A 20,961-nucleotide genomic window follows, 5' to 3' on the forward strand; every position below is an offset into this window, starting at 1 on the left:
TTGTCATTTTCCGCGATTTGACCTATCTTTTAAGCGTGATTGTAGGCGATTTAGTATAGGCCATAACAAAAAAAAGCCGACGCGGAGCCGGCTTTATAGAAATAATCTACCTTATTGTGGATCCCACCAAACGCGTCCGGTCAGCAGGTCGCCTCCTGTAACGGAGGCCGAGGCTGCCCGATAGGCTTCCGGATTTGTGGATTCCTCGGCTGTTGGGTAGGGGAACCGCCGTGGTATCGTACCTTGGGTAGCATTGTTGACATAGTTTATTGCCGTCAGTTCTGGATATCCAGTTCTTCGCCAGTTGCTCCATACCTCGTAAAAATTGAAGGTCGTACAATTATGTATCCAATACTGTTGCGAGATCTGCTCTAGGCCACTTGCTTGCACAAAAGGGTTTGCTGTCAGGTAGCTTGCGGCGGCGGCATCGCTCACGGTAAGGGCGCTTCCCCATTGGGATAGGTAGGTGATGGATCCGCGCACACCGTTGGCGTAATGCTCGGCAGCGGAGCCTCCTATTCCCCAGCGTAGCGCCGCTTCGGCTAGCAGCAGTTCGCCTTCGGCATAGGTCAATAAAAAAGTCGGTGCCACACGGCTGATCATCAGCGGATGCGGTGCCGAGTAGTCGGCGATGCTGCTGTAGCTTGGATCTGTGGAAATGTCTCTTCCGGCAATGCCGCTCAGGTCCTTGCCGTTGGGCATTCCCTTTTGGCTTGCCGCCGCCGTAATGTAAGCCGCATTGGGACTGGCCGATGAAGGAATGCTGCCGCTGGACGTGGCCGGATAAAGGTTGGTGACGGCCACTGCTATGCGCGGGTCTGCTGTCTCCTGAAGCACATCGATAAACGTTTTAGACCACTTCACGTAGTAATGTTCTTGGCCGCCATCCAAAAATACTTGGGCAGCCCTATTTTGCGTAACGCGTCCGCCACTTTCATCGTGTAGGATAAAAGCATTGTCATTATTGGAACTAAATGTGTTGCCGATGGCTTTTTCGGCATAGCTGCGTGCCGTAGCCTCGTCTACTTTCGTCAGGCGCATGGCCATGCGTAGCATTAGCGTGGCTCCGAAGCGCTTCCATTTGGCAATATCGCCTTGGTAAACCATGTCGCCCGAGATGGCATCTTGCGATGCATCCAACGCGGCGGTAGCTTCATCCACCTCCTTAAGGATGTCCATATAGATGGACTGTTGGCTGTCGTATTTGGGGTAAAGAATACTTTGGTAGTATCCCAGTCCTGCTTCGGAGTAGGGGATATCGCCATAGAGGTCTGTAATTCGTTGAAACACCATGGCTTTCCAAATGCGGGATAAGTGATGTAGGTTCTGGTATTGCGGTTTGTCGCGGGTAAATTCGACAAGATCTACCACTCGTTTCACTTGCTCGTCATAGGCGCGTTCCCAGTAGGCCGAGGTATAGCCCGGCGTGAGCTGATACTTGTCGCCTGCCCAGTAGGACATCACCGTGGATAAGCCCTGCATCATGGTAGAGGCATAGATCAGGTTGGCCCGCCAAGTGTCGTAGGCAAAGTCGTTGCTCCCGGTATAGGCTAGTTGGGCTGTGCTAAGTACGAAATTGGGGTCAAAGTTTTCTCCGGTGTAAGAAATCGGGTTAGTATTGAGCTCATTGAAGCTCTTGGTGCAGGAGCTCGACAAGGTTAGGGCAACAGCAGATGCCAGTAAGGCTGCTTTTGTCGTTATTTTTTTATTTGATAGGTTCATCTTTAAATTCTTCATCATCCTTAAAATTTAGCACTTAGGTTTATTCCAAAGGTTCGCGTCATGGGGATACCGCCCAGCTCGATGCCGGGAACCGTTGCGGAGTAGCTTGATTCGGGATCTATATTATCCGTTTTGCGCATCAGAATAAAAGGATTGCGCGCTACGGCGCTAATGTTTAGTGATTTAATGCCGCCATTCCATAGTTTAGGAAAGGTGTAGCCAATGATAACCTGGCGCAATTTGATGAAATCAGCAGATTGAACATTAAGCTTGGATACATTTTGAACAAGTTGCGAATAGTAGGTGGAAGCCTCCGTGACGGTATTGCTACCAGCTGGCGCAAAATTACCCTCGCGGTTTTCCAAGGTAGCTTTGTGCAATCCATTGTTGTAGGCATAGTAGTCTGATCCGGAATAGATTTTAGCGCCCCATTTTCCGTCAATCAGGAACGATACATTTAGTCGTTTGTAACTCAGTTCGTTGTTCCAGCCTAGCGTCCATTTGGGGATGGCAGAACCCATCGGAATAAGCTGTCCTCTTTCGGGCACGCCGGAGGGAAGGTATACGATATCGCCATTATCATCATAGCGGTAGTCGTAGGCCATAACCTGTAACATGGGCATGTCGAGTAGGTTTTGAATAAAGCCATAGCCTGTACGGGAGGTTCCTAGGGGCATAATGCTTGTTCCTTCGGCCATTTCCAACACCTTGTTATTGTTTATGGCTCCGTTGAAGGCCGATGTCCAAGAGAATCCATCAGGCTGTCTGAAGATACGTGCCGTAATAAGGGCTTCGACACCTTTGTTCTGTAGGGAGCCTGTATTTAACACAGCGCCGCCATAGCCTGTTGTTTGGGAGATGGATACTGGGATGATCTCGTCGCGCGATATCTTGTTGTACCAACTTGCGTCGACCGATAAGATGTTGTTGAAAAGGGAAAACTCTGTTCCAATTTCCAGTTCACTAGCGCGCGAAGGCAATAAGGCAGAATTAGGAATGTTGGAATTGGAGATTGTTCCGAGTGGGGTGCCGTTTACCGATTCGCTGAGAAAGCCATAGGTCAACAGCGTTTGGTAGGGGTCGGTAGCGGCACCTACCTCTGCATAGCCGGCGCGAATTTTTCCGAAGCTTAGGAAGGATGGTTTCCATATCTCACTAAATACGAAGGATGTATTGATACTAGGGTAGACGATATTCAGTTTGTTGTCGAAACCGGGTGTAGCCAAGGTCGAAAACCAGTCGCTCCGCACTGATCCGGTCAGGTAAACGAGATCCCGATAGGAAAATTCCGCGTTGGCGTATACCGATTGTACTTCTAGGCGGCTATCCGTATAGTTGACACTCTTGTTGGCGGCGTTTAAAATATTGTATACGAAAGGCACGTTGAAATCGTTGCCGCTATTGGTTGTGGCTAGGGTTTTGGTATGCCGGTAAGATCCGCCTACAACCGGCGAGAAACTAAAATCCGTATCCCAGCTGTACGTTTTTCCAATCAGTACGTCGGCATTCATATCCACAAATTCGGTGTTGGTCATTGATATCGATCCATTTGGCCTGTAGGCCGTTCCTGTGGGCACCACATTGGTGTAGTTGTCGGTGAAATTGTCCCGACCTCCCCTTGCCTGTACAAAATAGCCTGATTCCAGTTCGTAGCGTGCAGAAAAAGAGGTTATTAAGCGCTCTCTACGTGTGTCATTGATAAATTTTTCGGCTGCAAACCAAGGATTTGTGGCGAAGGTATTGTTGGAGTTGAAGGCTAATTCGGAGCCATCTGGATTGCTGCCGGGTTTCAAGTTGTTGATGTCTAAGCTGGTTGGCAAGAACATGGCTTGGTAGTTGGCATTACCTGCGCCATCGGAAAGCATGGCTCTATTCTTTGCATTTTCCAAAATGTAGTTCACCCGGGCATCGATGCTTAAGTTTTTAATAGGATCGAAAATAGCGGCAAAGTTAAAGGTCTGTCTGCCGATCTTTGAGTTGGGGACGACGCTTTTATTATCGAGGTTGCTTCCCGATAGTCGGATGGAGCCGCCGGTGAAGGCTTTCGTCAAGGTGAGCGTATTGGTCCAGTTGCTTCCGGTGCGGTAGAAGTTGGAAAGGTTGTTCTTTACGGCGCTGTAGGGACGTTCTACACCATCAAACTGTGGTACCATGCTGCCATCAAGAAGTCCGCCCCAGCTGGATCCTCCTACTTGTGCAGCAGCAGTTGCGTTGGTCGGCTTTAAGTTGTTTGTGCCTTGGCCATATACATATTGCCAATTGGTGAGGTCCATAATCTGCTCGCCAACGAAATTGGAATTAAATTCTATACCATCGGCTTTGCCACTTTTGGTGGTGATCATAATAACACCTGCTTTCGCTCGATAGCCATATAATGCGGAGGCTGCTGCGCCTTTAAGCACCGAAATGGTCTCGATATCGTCGGGATTTAAATTGCCAACAGCATCGCCAAGGTCGGGCGCATTGTCCCATTGACCGCCCGGTTGCGCTCCACGTGGGTTTTCCATGGGGATACCGTTTATCACGTATAGTGGTGATACGGTACCTCCAATACTGGATACGCCGCGGATAAGAAGATTGCTAGACGAGCCGGGGCCGCCGGATCCACCGATAACATTTAGCCCCGCTACCTTACCGGCAAGGGAATTCATAACGTTAGTTTCCCGCGCTTGTGTAAGCTCGTCGCCCTTGACTTCGCTTACCGAGTAGCCCAGTGCCTTACGTTCTTTTTTGATACCTAAAGCCGTTACGACAACCTCGGTCAAGGCTGTCGAATTTTCCTGCAGCAGCACATCGATGTTTGTTCTTCCTGCGAGCGCAACATCCTGTGTGGCATAGCCCGCATAAGTAAAGCTGAGAGTTACATTGCTGTTTGGAACGTCGAGTACGAAATTTCCCGCTTGGTCGCTTGTTGCGCCATTCGATGTTCCTTTTTGCATAATCGTGACCCCGATCAAGGCTTCTTGGGTCGTGCTTCGTACGCTTCCGGAGATGCGCGTTTGTGCATAAACCCAAAAATTCACCAAAATAAGGAAGATGGTTAGTGATAATTTTTGTTTCATGTGTTGTTTAGTTGATGTTTTTGGATGTTTGTTCTTTTTTAAAATTCATTTTAAGGGTAAATGATGTGTTTTTCCGGTGGTAATCATGAAATAATTGCACCTTTTTGTTATTTAGATAATATAAATATATGTTTTTTATTCTTTTATCCTGTGTTTGTTGATTATTTTGTGGTTGTTTTTGATATTTTTTAAAATTATTACATTTTTTATCGTAGTTTTTTTGATCTTTTGATCAATTTTTACGTTGCTATTGCTGCGTTTTTTTAAACCTTACATAGCCACGAGTGTACGTAAATGCCCTCGTTTACTTCTTTTTTGAAAACATAAATAACATCCGAACTTTTCTTAAATTAGGTGATTATTCATATATACTATGGATCATCATTCCCTTGCCAACAAGACAGTCGATAGCTCAATGTTGGATATACTCATGCATGCCAAGGAGGCAACGGCTGTTTACACCAGCAGGGAGCTTCATGTAGGCTTTATTAACCTGGCTATGCTTAACCTTTGGAACAAGGCCGCTATTCCCTTCAATGAACGACTGATGGATATCGCTCCCGAGTTTCTTCCTTTTGAGCCTTTATTGCAACAGGTTTGGGACAGTGGACAGACCTATGTGGCTAAAGAGACTGCGGCAAATATCGACGTGGGAGGGGAGTACAAGACCTATTATTTCGACTTTGAATACAGGGCGGTCCTCGGTGCCAACGGTACTACCCAAGCTATCATCAATACCGCGACCAATGTTACCGAGCGCATGTCGGCACAGCTGCTGCGCGACGAAAATGATCGTCTCGAACGCGACTCCAGCAAGCAGATAGCGCGTGCCAACAACGACCTGCAACGCTTAAACCGGCAATACCACGATGCAAATGACAGTCTTACCCACCTGAATGACGAGCTCATCCTTTCCAACGATAGGTTGGACAGGGCCGAAGAGGGGCTGCGCTTGGCCTTGGAGTCTGCCGAGCTCGGAACTTGGTATATTGATTCGATGACGCGCGAGTTTACGCCCTCCGTTAGGCTTATGCAGCTGTTTGGCTTTCCTGGCGATGGTCCTATGAGTTTTGAGGATGCCGTCGGCCAGATTCCCGAGCCTCATCGGCAGGCGGTGCTCGATGCGGTGGAAGCGGCCATCCTTGATGGAAGCCGTTATGATCTGGAATATCCAGTGTTGGGCTACAGCGACGGCGTTACCCGTTGGCTTCGTGCATTTGGCAAGGCTTATGGTCGCACGGACCTGCATCCGGCGCACTTCTCCGGCGTGGTGTTGGATATCACGCAGCAGAAAAATGACGAGCTTCGCAAGAATGCTTTTATCAGTATGGTGAGCCATGAACTGAAAACCCCGCTCACCTCGCTGAGCGCCTACTTGCAGCTGTTGCAAAGGAGGGCTGAAGTATCGGCTGATGCCTTTGTGCTGGACGCCTTGGAAAAGGCCAAGCTGCTAACGGCGAGAATGACGGGGCTGATCAATGGCTTTCTCGATGTGTCGCGGTTTGAGGAAGGTAAAATATACCTGAGCTATGAACGCTTTGCTATCGATCAACTTATCGACGAGGTGCTGGGGCGCATTGCGGATATCAACAGCAGCCATCCCATTACTTTTCATCGGCAACAGGTGCCTGCTGTATTTGCTGATCGCGAAAAAATTGGACAGGTTTTAGATAACTTAATTGGTAATGCCATTAAATATTCGCCCAAGGGATCGCCTATAGTTATCTATTGTACCCATGATGATGTGTCTATACACCTGCGTGTAGCCGATAAGGGTATGGGCGTTCGCGAGGAGCATCGGGATCGGCTTTTTGATCGTTATTTTCGTGTGGAAGAACCATCGACAAAAAATCTTTCTGGCTTTGGCATCGGCCTCTATATCAGTGCGGAAATCGTGCGCAAGCACGATGGCGAAATTTGGGTGGAAAGTGTGTATGGTGAGGGGTCGATATTTCATTTTACCATTCCCATTAACTAGCTGATGCACATGTGCCTTCGCTGTTGGCCAAAGATACATCAAGCACACAGCTAACTTGTGTCTAGCAAAGCGATTTCCGCTGCCGGAGCTTCTTGTTCGGAGCAGGCGTCGCTTCAAGCCGTTTGGGCTTTCTCTCTGCATTTCTTGGTGTCTTACGCTATGCGATATTTAATTTCTTGTTAACTATTTATTTCCTGTGTTTGGATTTGTGCATATCGTATCGTTTGTTAATTCTTTTAGAAAACCTTTATTGATTAATTTGTTTCGAATATTGTTTTAAAATTTAATTTATTTCAATTTATTTGTTTATTTTTCTTTTATATACTTATATTTGCTTTAGGTGTTAGTTTGGTGGATTGAAATTGTCGCTATGCTAAAATAGTGCATATCTATTCAAAACCATGTTTTTTATGATAAGCCAGTTGAAATAATGGAAACTAAATATGGATTTACCAAAATGTCTGCGAGCGCGTTTTCCGCTTGGTTAGGTGGACTACGCCTTTCGCGAACGATCTTACCCATACAGCAACATCATACCTACCTACCAAGCTATGTTCACTTTACGGGAGATAATCATTTCGAGCGCCAAAAGGCTATGAAGGATCATCATATACGCAGCAATGGATGGAAAGACATTGGTCAACATTTTACGATTTTTCCGGACGGTAGTATCTTGACAGGCCGAAGCTTGGAGATAGCGCCTGCTTGCATCTTTGGACAAAATGCCAATGCCATCTGTTTGGAGCATTTTGGAAATTTTGATGCCGGCGCCGATCAAATGATCAGGCAGCAACAAGAAAGTATTATAGCTGTGACGGCAGCCTTATGTCGCCGGTTTAACCTACAACCCTCTACAACGAGTATTGTCTATCACCATTGGTTCGATTTAGGTACGGGCCTCCGCAACAACGGCACGCGCAACAATAAGTCTTGCCCCGGAACGACTTTCTTTGGCGGGAATAAGGTGCTGGATTGTCAACATAATTTTCTGCCCTTGCTGCAAGCTGCCCTACAGGACAGCCCTATCGCGGATCATTCTTCCGCAGTAGAAGGCTTTGTGGCCGTCACCGCTACGGCGCTACGCGTGCGGACTGCTCCTAGCACGCAGAGCGCAATGGCTGCCGGGCAGACCAGCGTGCAGCATGGCGCCGTGTTACGGGTATATGAAAAGCGTGACGGCTGGCTGAAGATCTCGAAAAGCACTGCGCACTGGGTTGCGGCTCCATATACGGTGCCGGTATTTCCCGCAGTGGTGCGTGCGGAGAAGCTTCGCGTGCGCTCGGGGCCGGACTTCGCTATTGTCGACAATCGCTACAAAGGGGAGCTTGTATTTGTCTTTGGCCGTGAAGGGAATTGGTGCCGTATAGACCTTGATGGTCGATGGGTTCATGCCAGCTATCTCGATATGTTGCCGGTAACATCGATGGACTAGCTTATAGCTGGTTGAAATAGGTAACTCAATAAGACCATTATAAGATTATCCGGCACATTGGCCAAATGCCAGTGACGGTATTTTTGGACGGATAGAGCCACTGTCACTATCAGAGATAGAGATTTTAGAATTAGATTATAGCAATGGACAGTCATTTCCACAAGCACTGCGTGAGCTACTGTTTCTTGCAGGCAAACGGTGTTACATTTTAGATTACGGTTACGATGGTAGTATCGAAAAAATGCAGCAAACAGTTCGACGCTTTATGTCGCAGTATAATCAGGTATTGACAAGGCCGTTTTTGGTACTCGATGCATACAATGTGCTAGACCAGTTTCTATTTGTCTTTTTAGATGAAGGGGATGATCCTGTGGTGTGTCAAGCTTACTATGATCTAGATCATATGGAACCTGGGCAATGGTACAAAGCTATGCAACCAAGCTTGTCGACCTTTATCAATAGAGTAGTGCAACGCGTGAAGGAGGGCGGCAGTGCTTTTTAGTTCGTGGTATTTGCAGAACTACTAATTTCTAACCTATTTTTAATGAAATTGCTAAGGTGTTTTAATGATTAGTAATAAATTATTCTATTGTTACGCCTATACCCCGCATATTATCTAATATTTAATATAAACTTAATACTTCGTGGATTTAAAATAACATTGGTTCAATTAGTTTTGTATTGTTAATCTATGGTAGGGAATGTGTGTCGATTTTAACGTTACACGGCATAACACATCTTGATTGTGAAACAAAATTTTAATCTATTGATAAGTAGTAAGTTAGGTTTAAGGGGCTGCATGAGCCTGTTGTTAGGGATGGCATTTTTGCTGTCTTCTTGTCGTAAAGAAAATGTACTTATTTCTACGGGTGCAGATAATCAAGTCGTATTTACAAGTCGTATTTCCGGATTACCGCAAACACGTGCACAAGGCACGCAATGGGCAGATCGTGATTCGATTGGTATTTTTATGTATCAGCGTGGAGGCCCATTAAATGCTTCGACCATTGTCAATGCCGGTTTCAACCGCGTGTACATGACCAATGGCAATGGTAATTTTTCGCCAAAGGACGGAGGCGAGTCGCTAAGCTATCCTGCCGATGCTGCGGTAGATTTCAGAGCCTATTATCCTTTTCAACGATCTGGAGGTCTCTTGCCCAGGATCGATGTCAGTGGGCAAAGCAATCAGCCATCGCTTGATTTTATGCTAGCCACGGGTAGCGGCGCAGGGTCAGCTGGAGCGCCTGTTTCCCTGACCTTTGAGCGGCAAATGACCAAGCTGGAGCTTAAGATTAAAGGCGAGGGCCTTGCAGGGCTACGCGCACGATTTACAGCTGTGCCAACGGAAGCCGCTTTTGACCTATCGGCCCAAGAATTTTTGCCACCGACGGATGTAGCAGATCTATCGGCTAACGTGCAGGTCAACGCATCCAATGAGGCCATTGTGGAGTGGACATTATTTCCGATGACAACCAATACTGCACAGCAAATTGTGTTCACGAAAGCGGATGGTAGCAACTTTACTTGGCGAATCCCTACGAACAGCAGCTTTCTTAAGGGGCATCGCTACCAATATGATGTCACCCTGGGACAAGATGGCTCCGTAGACCCTACGCCTACGGTATCGTACATGGAAATTCCCATCATCCGCAGCGGAGCTAACCTGCAGTACAGCATGAAGATGTCTACCGGAAAAAATAGGCGCAATTTCTCCATGTTGTATGACACGCAAAACAAATTGGCTGTTTGGGTGGCTTACCCGCTGAGTGGAGACTACTTGGGAAGCTTAAGCAGAACCGACCGATGGGGTTATGATCCCTTTTATCCGCAAAATTTGCAGGCCAACCTTTCCAGTGGTTACCCAAACAATGCCGCCTTGGATATCGATCGTGGACACCAGTTGCCTAGCGGCGACCGCACCGATGATTACAATGAAAACGTTGCCACTTTTTATTATACCAACATGACACCGCAGACGAAGTCCTTGAACCAACAGGTATGGGCACGCTTGGAAGATAAAGTGCGTGCATGGGCTACCCAGTCGGGGGTAGATACGATGTATGTGGTAACCGGCGGCGGCGTGACCACCGCCAGCGACCAGCGGATCGATTATGTCAATGATAATAGCAGTAGGCCCGTCGCCAAACCAAAGTATTACTATAAAGTATTGGCCATGAAGCGAGGTACAACCTACCATACCATCGGCTTTCGCTTCAACAACGTGGCGACAGACAATCGCGCAAACTATATGAATTATACGAAGACCGTCGCTGAAATTGAACAAGAAACGGGCTTCACCTTCTTCCCGGCACTTCCAGCGGCCGTGAAATCGAGGATAGATACACAAATATGGAATTGATCGATAATCGTTAATAAAAATTAGATAAACCATTTATTTTAAGTAAAATGAAAAAAAAGCAATTATTAGGTGCTGCCATAGCACTAATGGTCATGGGGAATTCCTGTAAGAACGATGCGTATCGCGATTTGGAATTGGAAAACAACGGAGCGGTGCAGTTCACATCATCCATTGGCGGGAATGTAGCAACACGCGTAACGGGCAATGCTTGGGATAGCAACGATGCTATTGGTGTATTCATGAAGCAAGGTGCAGGCTTAAATAGCCCACTTGCAGCTAACAAGAAGTTTACAACTGGCGGCAACGGTAACTTCTCCGCTACGGGTACGGACGTAATCGACTATCCGGAAACGGGAACAGTAGATTTTATCGCTTACTATCCTTACACGGCCGATCTTGTCGGCACTACCTTGCCGGTATCTGTTGCATCACAGGCCAATCTATCGGCGATTGACGTATTGTATTCAAACAATGCGACGGCATTGTCGAAGACATCTGGAACAGCAAACCTAACATTCACGCATAAGCTGTCTAAAGTAGAATTCGTCGTGAAAGGTGGAAATGGTGTGGCCGATGTTGCCGGATTATCTGTCGCTTATAACAACGTGAATACCACTGCATCACTTGACTTGGCTACAGGTACGCTAAGTGCTGCTGCATCGCCACAAAACGTGACGGCTAAAACAACAGCGTTGACAGGTACGCAAGCAGGCTCGCAATTCGTGGAAGCCATCTTATTGCCCGGAGATTTATCTGCTAAACAAGTGGTGTTCACCGTCGGCGCGAATACATTCACGTGGACGATTCCTGCAAACACTACTTTGGAAGCTGGTACCAAGCGCACATACGACATCGTGTTGCAAACGACGCCTACGGGAAATGAAGTTGCTGTGACTGGTGCTGGCACAATTACCGACTGGACAACCGTACCGGGAGGTGCAGTAAACGTTGATCTTGATGAAGAGCAAGGTGGCGGTACTGATCCAGGCACAGGCACAGAAGAAGAGTTTTTCTTTGAAACATTTGGAGAAGCAGGCCCAACGAGCAATCCAAGGGGTAGAATGGGTACATACACGGATTACGACATGACTTCGCCCGTTGTGTATTCGGATTCATATGCTGACTCTTGGGCAGATATTCGTGCGACAAGCACCATGAACTCGCACGTTTGGCTCCCTTCTGCCAGAACCACCGGCATCAAGATTGAAGGTATCAATGGTACAGGCTATACAAATCTTAAATTATCCTATGATTTAGCCGCTAATGCTACAGGAGCATCAGCAGCCGTGATCAAAGTTCGCGTGAACGGTGTTGAAAAATCCGTGACGGGCGCATTGGGAACATCAAACACCTACAGTTCCTACACTATTGAAGATATCGCAGCGAGTAATACGTTAACGGTTGAATTTTATGCAAACAGCGCAGAGAATGAGGCCGGCTACCGACTTGATAATATTAAACTAGTAGGTACAAAATAAATTTAATCACCAATCATTAATGCTCATAGTACGAGGAGGTATTCCTCCTCGTGCTTAATTTTTAACCTAAGACAATACTATGCGTAGTACGCTATATGTGTTATTTTTTCTTCTAGGATGTACCCAGTGGAGCTTTGCGCAGGAAAAGGCACAGCTTTCCGGTACGTTTATAGACGATAAAACCAAAATGCCTATTGTCGGTGTGGTGGTGCTGTTGGAGAACAATAAGCAAACCGTAACAACCGATGCGGACGGCGTTTTTATATTTGTGAATTTAGATGCTGGCGACGACCAGCTGGTTGTTAACTCGGCTGGTATTCGTCCTTTTCGTACCGCCGTTTCCCTGCTCGCAGGTGAATCCAAAAAATTGCCTGCCATCAGCCTGATGCAGGAAAATCAAATCGATGTACAGACCATTTTAGGCGTAATCGATGATGATGTGCTGAATGATGGGGACAACCAAGGGCAAGATATCCGCTCTTCGGTCATTCTGTCTAATGACCTTTATTTGAATAAGGTGGGCTTTAAGTTGTCCCCTTTTCGATTTCGTGTTCGGGGATATGACCCCTTCTACGAACAAACCTACGTGAACGGTGTATTGGCCAACGACCAGTACCGTCGCGTATTTAACTTTGCATCCATCGGTGCGCTTAACGACTTAACGCGTAACGGTGATGTGGTGAACTACAATAATGCTGGAAATTTCACTTTCGGAGCCATAGGCGGAGCCGAAAATATCAATATGCGTGCTAGCTCTTACGCAAAGGGCGGCAAACTAACCGGATCTTACACCAACAGAAACTATTATGCACGCGGCATATTTAGCTACTCCACGGGATTGATGGATAATGGTTGGGCTTTTACAGGTGCTGTTGGCGGACGCTATGCAGATAAAGGCTTTATCGAAGGAACATCCTACAATAATGTTTCCTATGCGCTATCTATAGAGAAGCAATGGGCAGAAGGGGCGCATTCGCTTTCTTTGGTTACCTACGGCTCGCCTGTAGTGCGCGGACAGCAAGGAGCATCTTTTCAGGAAGTTTACGACCTAGTGGACAACAACCTCTACAACCCCAATTGGGGATATCAAGACGGGAAGGCGCGTAACTCGCGCATGGTGACGGCATACGATCCTACGGCTGTTTTGTCCCATATCTGGAAGATAGACGAGAGAACATCGTTAACAACCGGAGGAATGTTGCACTACGGGCGTTACGCCAGCTCGGCATTGAACTGGTATAATGCCGCCGATCCAAGACCGGATTACTACCGCTACTTGCCTTACTATTTCTCGATGAATCCGGAGACTACCGATCCGTTTACTTATGCTTACTACGAGAATCTGTGGACCTCGAATAATACCTCCGTTACGCAGGTAAATTGGGAGGAGATGTATCGGCAGAACATGGATCCGGAAAACCGCCGTAAGTATAACGGTGCGGCACTGTATATGGTGGAGAAAAGACATTCCGATCTGCTAGAGGCAACCTTAAGCTCTACCTTTAACAAGCTTTACGACAACAATATGCGGCTAACGGCTGGCGTGGAAGCGCGCAAATCTCGATCCTACCAGTACAAGACGGTCGATGACTTGCTGGGAGCAGACTATGTGTTGGATAAAGATAAGTTTGCCGAACGCGACAACCCCGGAAACGACGATATTAAACAAAATGACCTCTTGTTTCCCGACCGTAAAGCTTATGTGGGCGATATCTTCGGCTACGACTTCGATATAGATGTGCAGTCGGTCAACGCATGGGTGATGAACAACTACCAAACCTCGCATCTAGACTTCTTTTACGGCACGAAACTAACCTACACGGATTTTCAGCGCAACGGAAACATGATGAACGGCAGGTTTCCAAACAGCTCTTACGGAAGGGGAGAAAAATACACATTTTTTGACTATACGCTTAAGGGAGGACTAACCTACAAGATCAATGGTCGCCATTACCTTTCAGCGAATACCAGTTATGCCACCGAGGCTCCGATCCCCGATAGGGCATATGCTATGCCGCGCGTTACTGACCAAGTGGTGAAAGGCTTGAGCAGCAGCAAGATTTTCGCCTCGGATATCAACTATACCTTTTCCATGCCGCGCCTCTCGGGACGTATCTCGGCCTTTCAAACCAATTTCTACGATCAGTTGGAACGTATGGCCTACTACCATGATTCCGAGCGTACCTTTGTTTTCCATAATCTAACGGGCGTCAACCGGGTACACCGAGGTGTAGAAGCTGCCGCAACCTACCGCTTGGACGACAACTGGAATTTTGACTTTATCGGTACTATGGGCGAGTACTACTACAGTAATAACCCCATGGGTGTCATGAATTCCGAAAATGGAAAGCTGGTCGATGTCGAAGAGACGGTGTACATGAAAAACCTCTATGTGTCTGGCACACCCCAGTTTGCAGGATCCGTAGCTGCTCGTTACTTTTACGATTACTGGTTCTTGGAGTTGAGTGCTAATGCGGTGGGCCGTAATTACCTCGCGGCCTCGGCGCTGCGCCGGCTAGCGTCCAACTACAGTAATATTAATCCTTACGACGAAGCAAGCTACGAGGCCTACAAAACCTTGACTACGCAAGAACGTTTTGATGATGCATTGACCTTTGATGCATCCATAGGCAAGCTGTTTTACCTTAAAGATCGTCGGGCGTTAAATTTTAATTTTTCGGTCATCAACCTGTTGAATAAAAAGGATATCCGCACAGGCGGATACGAGCAGGGGCGGATAGACACGTCTTTTCCAAACCGCTTTGCATCCCGCTATTTTTATATGCAGGGCATGAATGTTTTCCTTAATATAAGTTATCGTTTTTAATAGCTGAATAATATGAATACACTAAAATATTTGTTCGTTGCGTTGTGCCTAGTATTATTTAATACCTCCTGCGAACGGGAATATATGGCGCCGCCCTTAAATGAGCCAAGGTACACCGGTAATTTGGACAACATATCCATTTTACAGCTGAAACAGCGTTATGCGGCGATCACCGCGCCGGTATTGATCGAAGAGGAATTGATCATCAAAGGTATCGTTGTAGGCAATGATGAATCGGGCAATATTTATAAGCAAATCTATCTGCAAGATGCTTCGGGTGCCATCAATATTGGTATAGACCAAAATGCCATGTATGCTAGCTACCATGTGGGGCAAGAGTTATATGTACATCTTAAGGACTTGTATGTGGTCAAATATGGTGGCGAATTGCAGATAGGTATGGGCAGCACTAATGCCAATCGTATCGCTTGGCAGGTTTTTCAAGAGAAAGCGTTTCCACACTCTTGGCCTAATGTCGAAAATGCGCAACCGAAAGTAGTGACGCTTAATGCGCTTACGGAAGATATGGTGCATACCTTGGTCGAAATACAGGATGTACGATTTACCAATGGCGGGAAAAATGCGTTTACCACGGGTGATGCGACCACCAATGAGCAAATACGCAACGATGCCGGCAATGTGTTGGATGTGCGTTCTAGCAATTTTTCCGACTTTGCCAAGGATATTCTGCCGGTTGGTAAAGGTACTGTAGTGGGCATCTTAAGCCGTTTCAATGGCGGATGGCAGTTGTTTCTGCGTACTAAAGCCGATGTTAAGGATTTTGATGGTCAAGCGGTAGAACCTGAAGCACCGCAGGCCGGTACTTTCTTTAATGAAACGTTTGGTACGGGTACTTATCCATCTGGAAACAGACCAAAGATTAATGCCTTTACAGAATTTGATATGAAAGCGCCTATCCAATATAGTGATGAATCGGGATGGGCCGATATCCGCAGCGTGTCTGGCGATAATGGTGCGCATATCTGGCTGCCAGCGACACGGGATGCCATTGTGAAGATCAGCGGCATCAATACGCTGAACAAAGGGGCGGTGACCTTAAGCTTTCAGCTTGCAGCAAACCTATTTAATGCAGGTGAAACGGCGAACACGACGGATATTCAGGTACGAGCAAATGGGACATTGCTTTCCTTTACGGGGCAGGCTTTGAGCAATGCTGCGGGGGATAATAGTAAATTTTATACCATCAGCATCCCGAATATTCCGCAGTCGGAGAACCTGAGCTTGGAATTTGTTTCTGGCGTGAACAATAAACTTGGTTTCCGCTTGGATAACATCAAACTGGTAGGCGGAGATGCCAATAGTGGCGGTGGTTCCTCAGGGCCAATTATTGTTAATCCATAAGCGTAGGATACGATGAATAGAACAAGCTTCGTTAAAGTCGCTATTATCCTGTTTTTTGTTGCGCAGTCAATGCTTTCGATTGCGCAACAAAAGAAGTATCAGGTTTATGCGGCGGCCTTTTATAACTTGGAAAACCTTTTCGATACAGAGAGCGACACCTTGATCAATGATGACGAGTTTACGACGGCTGGTGCCAATCGATGGACACCGGAAAAATACCGTAAGAAACAGCAGAACATGGCGAAGGTGATCTCTCGCCTTGGCAAGAAATATTGCCCGAATGGTCCAGCCATCATTGGGCTGTGCGAGTTGGAAAACCGGCGTGTGCTCGACGATCTGGTCAAACAACCCGCATTGGCGGCGGCTGGCTACGGCATTGTGCACTACGACTCGCCCGATCGTAGAGGTGTGGATGTGGCAATGCTCTATCATCCGGAACAGTTTCAGGTGCTATCGTCGAAAGTGTTGCCCTATCATTTGGAACGCTTGCCCGACTACAGCACGCGAGATATCTTGTTGGTTTCTGGAAAATTGGCTGGCGAAATGTTGCACGTTTTTGTTAACCATTGGCCATCGCGCTATGGCGGCAAATCATCCGAACTGCGTGAGCATGCGGCTTCCATTGTACGACAGGCTGTTGACTCGCTGTATACCTTGGATCCACAGGCAAAAATTATTATCATGGGCGATTTAAACGATGATCCCACAGATCGTAGTGTGCGCGTTGTGCTGGAGGCCAAAAAATATGCAGAACAGGTTGGAGACACAGGCCTGCTAAACACCATTTGGCAGCACTATGATCGCGGCATCGGATCCTTGGGCTATCAAGGAAAATGGAACCTCTTTGATCAGATAATAGTATCCAAGCCACTCTTGGGCGAAGATCGCTCTGCCCTGAAATTTTGGAAATCGGAAATCTATAATCCCGAATTTCTGATCACACAGGAAGGGCGTTACAAGGGCTATCCTTTCCGCACCTTTTCGGGGAATGTGTTTCAAAATGGATTCTCGGATCACTTTCCCACGCTGATTTATTTAGTGAAAGATTTAAAATAGTTGGTTATTTTTGGTTGACTGATGACACTACTGCGTTATATATCGTTTTTTTTCGTCGCTTGCTTGGTATCTAGCTGCGCTAAGGATGATGAGCTTATACCCGAAAAGCCGGTGGCCCGTACCGTGATGGTGTATATGGCTGCCAATAACAGTCTAGCGGCAAATGCATACGCCAATCTCAATCAGATGGAGGAGGGCTTCCAAGCAGTGGACGGCAAGTTGGTTGTGTATGCCCGTATATTTGGGCAGCAGCCGAAGATATATGAAATAGTGCATGATAGCAGTCCAGAAATAAAGAGCAAGGTGCTGAAAACTTACGGCGATCATGACTCGTCGGATCCCGAAATGATGAAAATCATCTTTGCGGATATGAAACAGCTTGCCGCAGCAGATTCCTACGCTGCCATCTTGTGGTCGCACGCCACAAACTGGGCTCCCGCTAATCTGGGACGTGTAGGACTGCGCTCATTTGGCGATGACAATTACAGCAGTATGGATGTGCAACAGCTAAAGGCGGCGCTAGCCACCGATTTGGATTTCCTCATCTTCGATGCCTGCTCCATGGCCTCCGTCGAGGTGCTCTACGAGTTACGCCAAGTAACGCCCTACATTTTGGCTTCCCCAACGGAGGTGCTTAGTGTGGGGATGCCCTATGAGCAGCTCGGTTCGCTTTTGTTTGCTGCCGACGTACCCACGAGCTTGGCCCGCATGGCGGAGGTATATGTGCAATACTACCAGCAGAAAAACGGCCTCGAACAGTCAGCCACATTTTCGTTGATAGACACTAGGGAGCTAGATGCTCTCGCTGCAGCCACCAAGCAACTGCTCGCCACCTACAAGGAACGTATTCCTACCTTTAGTCGCTCGGGCATTCAGCGTATGGATCTTGATCCCAGCAGTCCGGTGGTCGCCTTTGATTTTCAGGATTTCTTGGACAAACATTTTATTGAAGCGGAGCAGCAAGCTGTTACAGCGGCAATAAACCGTGCGGTGCGCTATAAGGCACACACCAGCAACTTCCTAGGGCAACCGATTAATGTGTTCTCCGGCTTATCCACCTATATTCCCGTGCGCGAAGAAGAGCATTTGCGTGCTTTTTATAAAAGCTTAGCATGGTCGGCCGACGCGGGCTATGACAACCTCTTTTGGTGGGATTGAGTGTAGTGCGTATTGAGTAGTGCGTGTTGCGTACAGAGATTCCGCAAAACTTTAACTTGATTGCAGCTGCCCATTGTTAATGGAAAAGACGGTGTTGGTTTTTTTGCGAGTATTGCTTAGTGCGTATCGAGATCGCGCATAACTTCAACTTGATTGCAGCTGCCCATTGTTAACCGAAAAGTCGCATTATTTTTGTTGCGTCTGCAGCAATTTGCCTCTGCACTATCCCATAAGGATGCAGCAAAAATTAGCGACAGGGTTTTGGTTACTTTTGTCCCACAAAAGTAACGCCTTGCCGCGGCGAGCGGCGGAAGGGATATAGGGAGGGGAGAGCGCCGTGAAATAGCAGTCACTCGTCACTACATCACCTTGTCACTTCATCACCTTGTCACCTCATCACTACTTCACCCTACAACAAAAGATGAAGCAGCGCCAGCATATCTTCGATTTTCACAGCGCTATCACCGGTGTCGGCTGCTAGGGCATTACGCATTTCGATTTTTAGTGGAATACTATTGTCGTTAAAACTGACCAAAAGGGCGCGGGAGAGCGTGCGCGAGAACAAAAAGTAAAATGGCGAATCATTGATCGTCAAGCGGATGGCATAGTAGCCATTGTCCAGCTCGTAGGCCTCCTTGATAGGTAAAAACAGCGGTTTATCCATTTGCGATCCGTTCAATGTATAATATCCACCGGCTTTGCTGCTATTGATGGCCAGTGAGAACCAATTCTTTACATTTTTCGCTGTTGCGAAGTAGAGCGACTCATTTTTGCTGCTTTTATAATCCAAGCGTCCCTGCGCAAAGGATAGACCGAACAGTGCCCATAGTAAAAAAGAGGTAACGAAAAGTTTCTTAGCCATTTTGTAATTCTTGAGGTACGGAAAAAATAATAGAAGCCCAAAACTAACCAATCTACGGCAGTCTTCCGAACATGTTTTGTCTGTGTTTTGTCATACGCCCGTCGTTGTAGCCGGCGGCCTACAGCGTTGCGACCGTCATTTCAACAGCACGTTTATACTGTTCATTTTGCCTTTTCATCGTCTCATCTTCGTTCTCAAAAACGGCTGTTCACCATGCCTTAGTTTTGTGGCTACAATAAAAAATAAGGTATAAAATGAAAGCAAACAAGATTTCAATCAAACCAGTGCGCATTGGAAAAAGCAGCCGCATTGTAGCCATGTTAACCCTCACGATGTTGGGTTTTGCACAGTTAGCCCAAGCACAAAAGGAGCTGGCGATGAACGCCCTGACGAAGTATGGACTGGACAAGGACCTCATCAATAAGGATTATTTTAAGCAACCGGATAACTATGCTTATGATTTGGAGCAAACCACCACGGCCGCGAACAAGACAACGGTGCTGCTGGCCAAATATGATCCGCAGGCAGCATCACCCTGGACCGTGTTATCCGTAGATGGTAAAGCACCGAAGAAAGCCGATATCAGTGCCTTTGAAAAGGCGCAGGCCGAGGAGAACGAACGCTCGAAACCACAAGATGCCAGCTATCGCGTGGATGAAGAGACAGCCGATAAGTTGGTGATCAGCTATAAACTGGACCCCGCAACGCTGAGCAAAGAACTGGCCTTTATGAAAGACTGCCGCATCTATATTCATATCAGTCTGCAGTCCAAACGTTTGCTGCAATCCGAACTGGTCAATGAAAAGCCCGTCAAGATCAAAATCCTAACTGCTGAAAAGTTTATTAGCACGGTGCAGTACCAGTGGGATACAACAGCACATCGCTATTTCACGCTTCAAAACGAGGTGGATATGCAGGGTAAATTTATGGGACAAAAGGTTGATGTGCATACCCAAGCCAAATACAGTAATTTCAAAAAGGCCGATACGGAATAGCTTTTCAAAGCTTAGCAGGGCGCTGTATGTTAAAAAGGTCGGAAACACTTCCGACCTTTTTTCGTTGTGCGAGCTAGATGATAGACCATTTCAGGCCCAGCTGAAACTGGTTTAGCTGGGCATGTCCATTTTCTATGATATTGTTGTATCGACGCATATTACGGTAGCGGAAATATACGTTGCCAAGATCAATGCCGAGCATATAGCCCACATTCGGACGCCTCACAAAAGCCTGCGCACCGTTGTTCAGCCTATGCACATCCACGTTGATGAGGTGGTTGAGGTCTGGGCCAGCAAGTAATGCTAGGCCGCTTGTGAGGTTCAGCTTGAGTAATAGCGGGACGTTGATGTAGCGTAGTGCACGTCGTCCACCGCTTATCCCATGGGCCTCGTTAGGCGAGTAGTCGTGGTTGGAGACGCGGAGCAGGTGATAGGTTGGCTCGGCCTGTATGGCGATCTTGTCATGAAACTTGAAGCTGAGATCGGCGCCGGCCTGAAAGCCGATACGCTTACGCGCCTGAAAGGCACTGCCATCCGTCCCTGTGAGGTTGCCGCCCAGCCGTATGCCGAAGCCCAGTTGGGCAAAGCTGGAATGGCTGATGAAGAGCAATAGCATGGAGGGAGCAAATAATTTGATAGTACGTAGCATGATGTATTCTTGTATAAAGTT

General features: G+C 47.2%; 14 protein-coding genes. 10 read left to right on the plus strand and 4 right to left on the minus strand.

Going from position 1 to position 20,961, the window contains the following annotated elements; translation table 11 throughout:
- Window positions 1-111: 111 nt before the first annotated feature.
- Window positions 112-1,740 carry a SusD/RagB family nutrient-binding outer membrane lipoprotein gene (locus SCB77_RS21775; protein ID WP_320184114.1) on the minus strand — a complete coding sequence of 543 codons (1,629 nt, stop codon included), beginning with the start codon at window positions 1,738-1,740 and terminating at the stop codon, window positions 112-114.
- Between the two features lie 2 nt (window positions 1,741-1,742).
- Window positions 1,743-4,784, minus strand: coding sequence for a SusC/RagA family TonB-linked outer membrane protein (locus SCB77_RS21780; RefSeq protein WP_320184115.1), 3,042 nt, complete (start codon window positions 4,782-4,784; stop codon window positions 1,743-1,745).
- Window positions 4,785-5,157: 373 nt separating this feature from the next.
- Here SCB77_RS21780 and SCB77_RS21785 point away from each other — a divergent pair, with 373 nt between their 5' ends.
- The 9 genes from SCB77_RS21785 (at window position 5,158) to SCB77_RS21825 (ending at window position 18,434) form a co-directional block, all read left to right on the plus strand.
- Window positions 5,158-6,762, plus strand: coding sequence for a sensor histidine kinase (locus SCB77_RS21785; protein ID WP_320184116.1), 1,605 nt, complete (start codon window positions 5,158-5,160; stop codon window positions 6,760-6,762).
- A gap of 430 nt (window positions 6,763-7,192) precedes the next feature.
- Window positions 7,193-8,194, plus strand: coding sequence for an SH3 domain-containing protein (locus tag SCB77_RS21790; protein ID WP_320184117.1), 1,002 nt, complete (start codon window positions 7,193-7,195; stop codon window positions 8,192-8,194).
- Window positions 8,195-8,435: 241 nt separating this feature from the next.
- On the plus strand, window positions 8,436-8,696 hold the full coding sequence (locus SCB77_RS21795; RefSeq protein WP_320184118.1) for a hypothetical protein: 261 nt from the start codon (window positions 8,436-8,438) through the stop codon (window positions 8,694-8,696).
- Between the two features lie 297 nt (window positions 8,697-8,993).
- Complete coding sequence (locus SCB77_RS21800) at window positions 8,994-10,553, plus strand: DNA/RNA non-specific endonuclease (RefSeq protein ID WP_320184119.1); 1,560 nt, start codon at window positions 8,994-8,996, stop codon at window positions 10,551-10,553.
- Between the two features lie 47 nt (window positions 10,554-10,600).
- A complete protein-coding gene (locus tag SCB77_RS21805; protein ID WP_320184120.1) occupies window positions 10,601-12,031 on the plus strand; it encodes a fimbrillin family protein in 1,431 nt (476 codons plus the stop codon).
- Between the two features lie 79 nt (window positions 12,032-12,110).
- Window positions 12,111-14,858, plus strand: coding sequence for a TonB-dependent receptor (locus tag SCB77_RS21810; protein WP_320184121.1), 2,748 nt, complete (start codon window positions 12,111-12,113; stop codon window positions 14,856-14,858).
- A 12-nt stretch (window positions 14,859-14,870) separates the two neighbouring features.
- Window positions 14,871-16,220 carry a DUF5689 domain-containing protein gene (locus SCB77_RS21815; protein ID WP_320184122.1) on the plus strand — a complete coding sequence of 450 codons (1,350 nt, stop codon included), beginning with the start codon at window positions 14,871-14,873 and terminating at the stop codon, window positions 16,218-16,220.
- Window positions 16,221-16,232: 12 nt separating this feature from the next.
- The gene (locus SCB77_RS21820) at window positions 16,233-17,276 is read left to right on the plus strand and encodes an endonuclease/exonuclease/phosphatase family protein (protein ID WP_320184123.1); all 1,044 of its coding nucleotides are present in this window, start codon (window positions 16,233-16,235) and stop codon (window positions 17,274-17,276) included.
- Window positions 17,277-17,297: 21 nt separating this feature from the next.
- On the plus strand, window positions 17,298-18,434 hold the full coding sequence (locus SCB77_RS21825) for a clostripain-related cysteine peptidase (RefSeq protein ID WP_320184124.1): 1,137 nt from the start codon (window positions 17,298-17,300) through the stop codon (window positions 18,432-18,434).
- Between the two features lie 409 nt (window positions 18,435-18,843).
- Here the strand turns inward: SCB77_RS21825 and SCB77_RS21830 are convergent, their stop codons facing one another.
- Complete coding sequence (locus SCB77_RS21830; RefSeq protein WP_320184125.1) at window positions 18,844-19,296, minus strand: hypothetical protein; 453 nt, start codon at window positions 19,294-19,296, stop codon at window positions 18,844-18,846.
- A 254-nt stretch (window positions 19,297-19,550) separates the two neighbouring features.
- Here SCB77_RS21830 and SCB77_RS21835 point away from each other — a divergent pair, with 254 nt between their 5' ends.
- Window positions 19,551-20,291 carry a hypothetical protein gene (locus tag SCB77_RS21835; protein WP_320184126.1) on the plus strand — a complete coding sequence of 247 codons (741 nt, stop codon included), beginning with the start codon at window positions 19,551-19,553 and terminating at the stop codon, window positions 20,289-20,291.
- 73 nt (window positions 20,292-20,364) lie between these two features.
- Here the strand turns inward: SCB77_RS21835 and SCB77_RS21840 are convergent, their stop codons facing one another.
- Window positions 20,365-20,940 (minus strand): outer membrane beta-barrel protein, encoded by a 576-nt coding sequence (locus SCB77_RS21840; RefSeq protein ID WP_320184127.1) that lies wholly within the window; start codon window positions 20,938-20,940, stop codon window positions 20,365-20,367.
- Between the last annotated feature and the right edge of the window lie 21 nt (window positions 20,941-20,961).

The sequence above is a fragment of the Sphingobacterium bambusae genome, from assembly GCF_033955345.1.
GTDB classification, from domain to species: Bacteria; Bacteroidota; Bacteroidia; order Sphingobacteriales; family Sphingobacteriaceae; genus Sphingobacterium; species Sphingobacterium bambusae.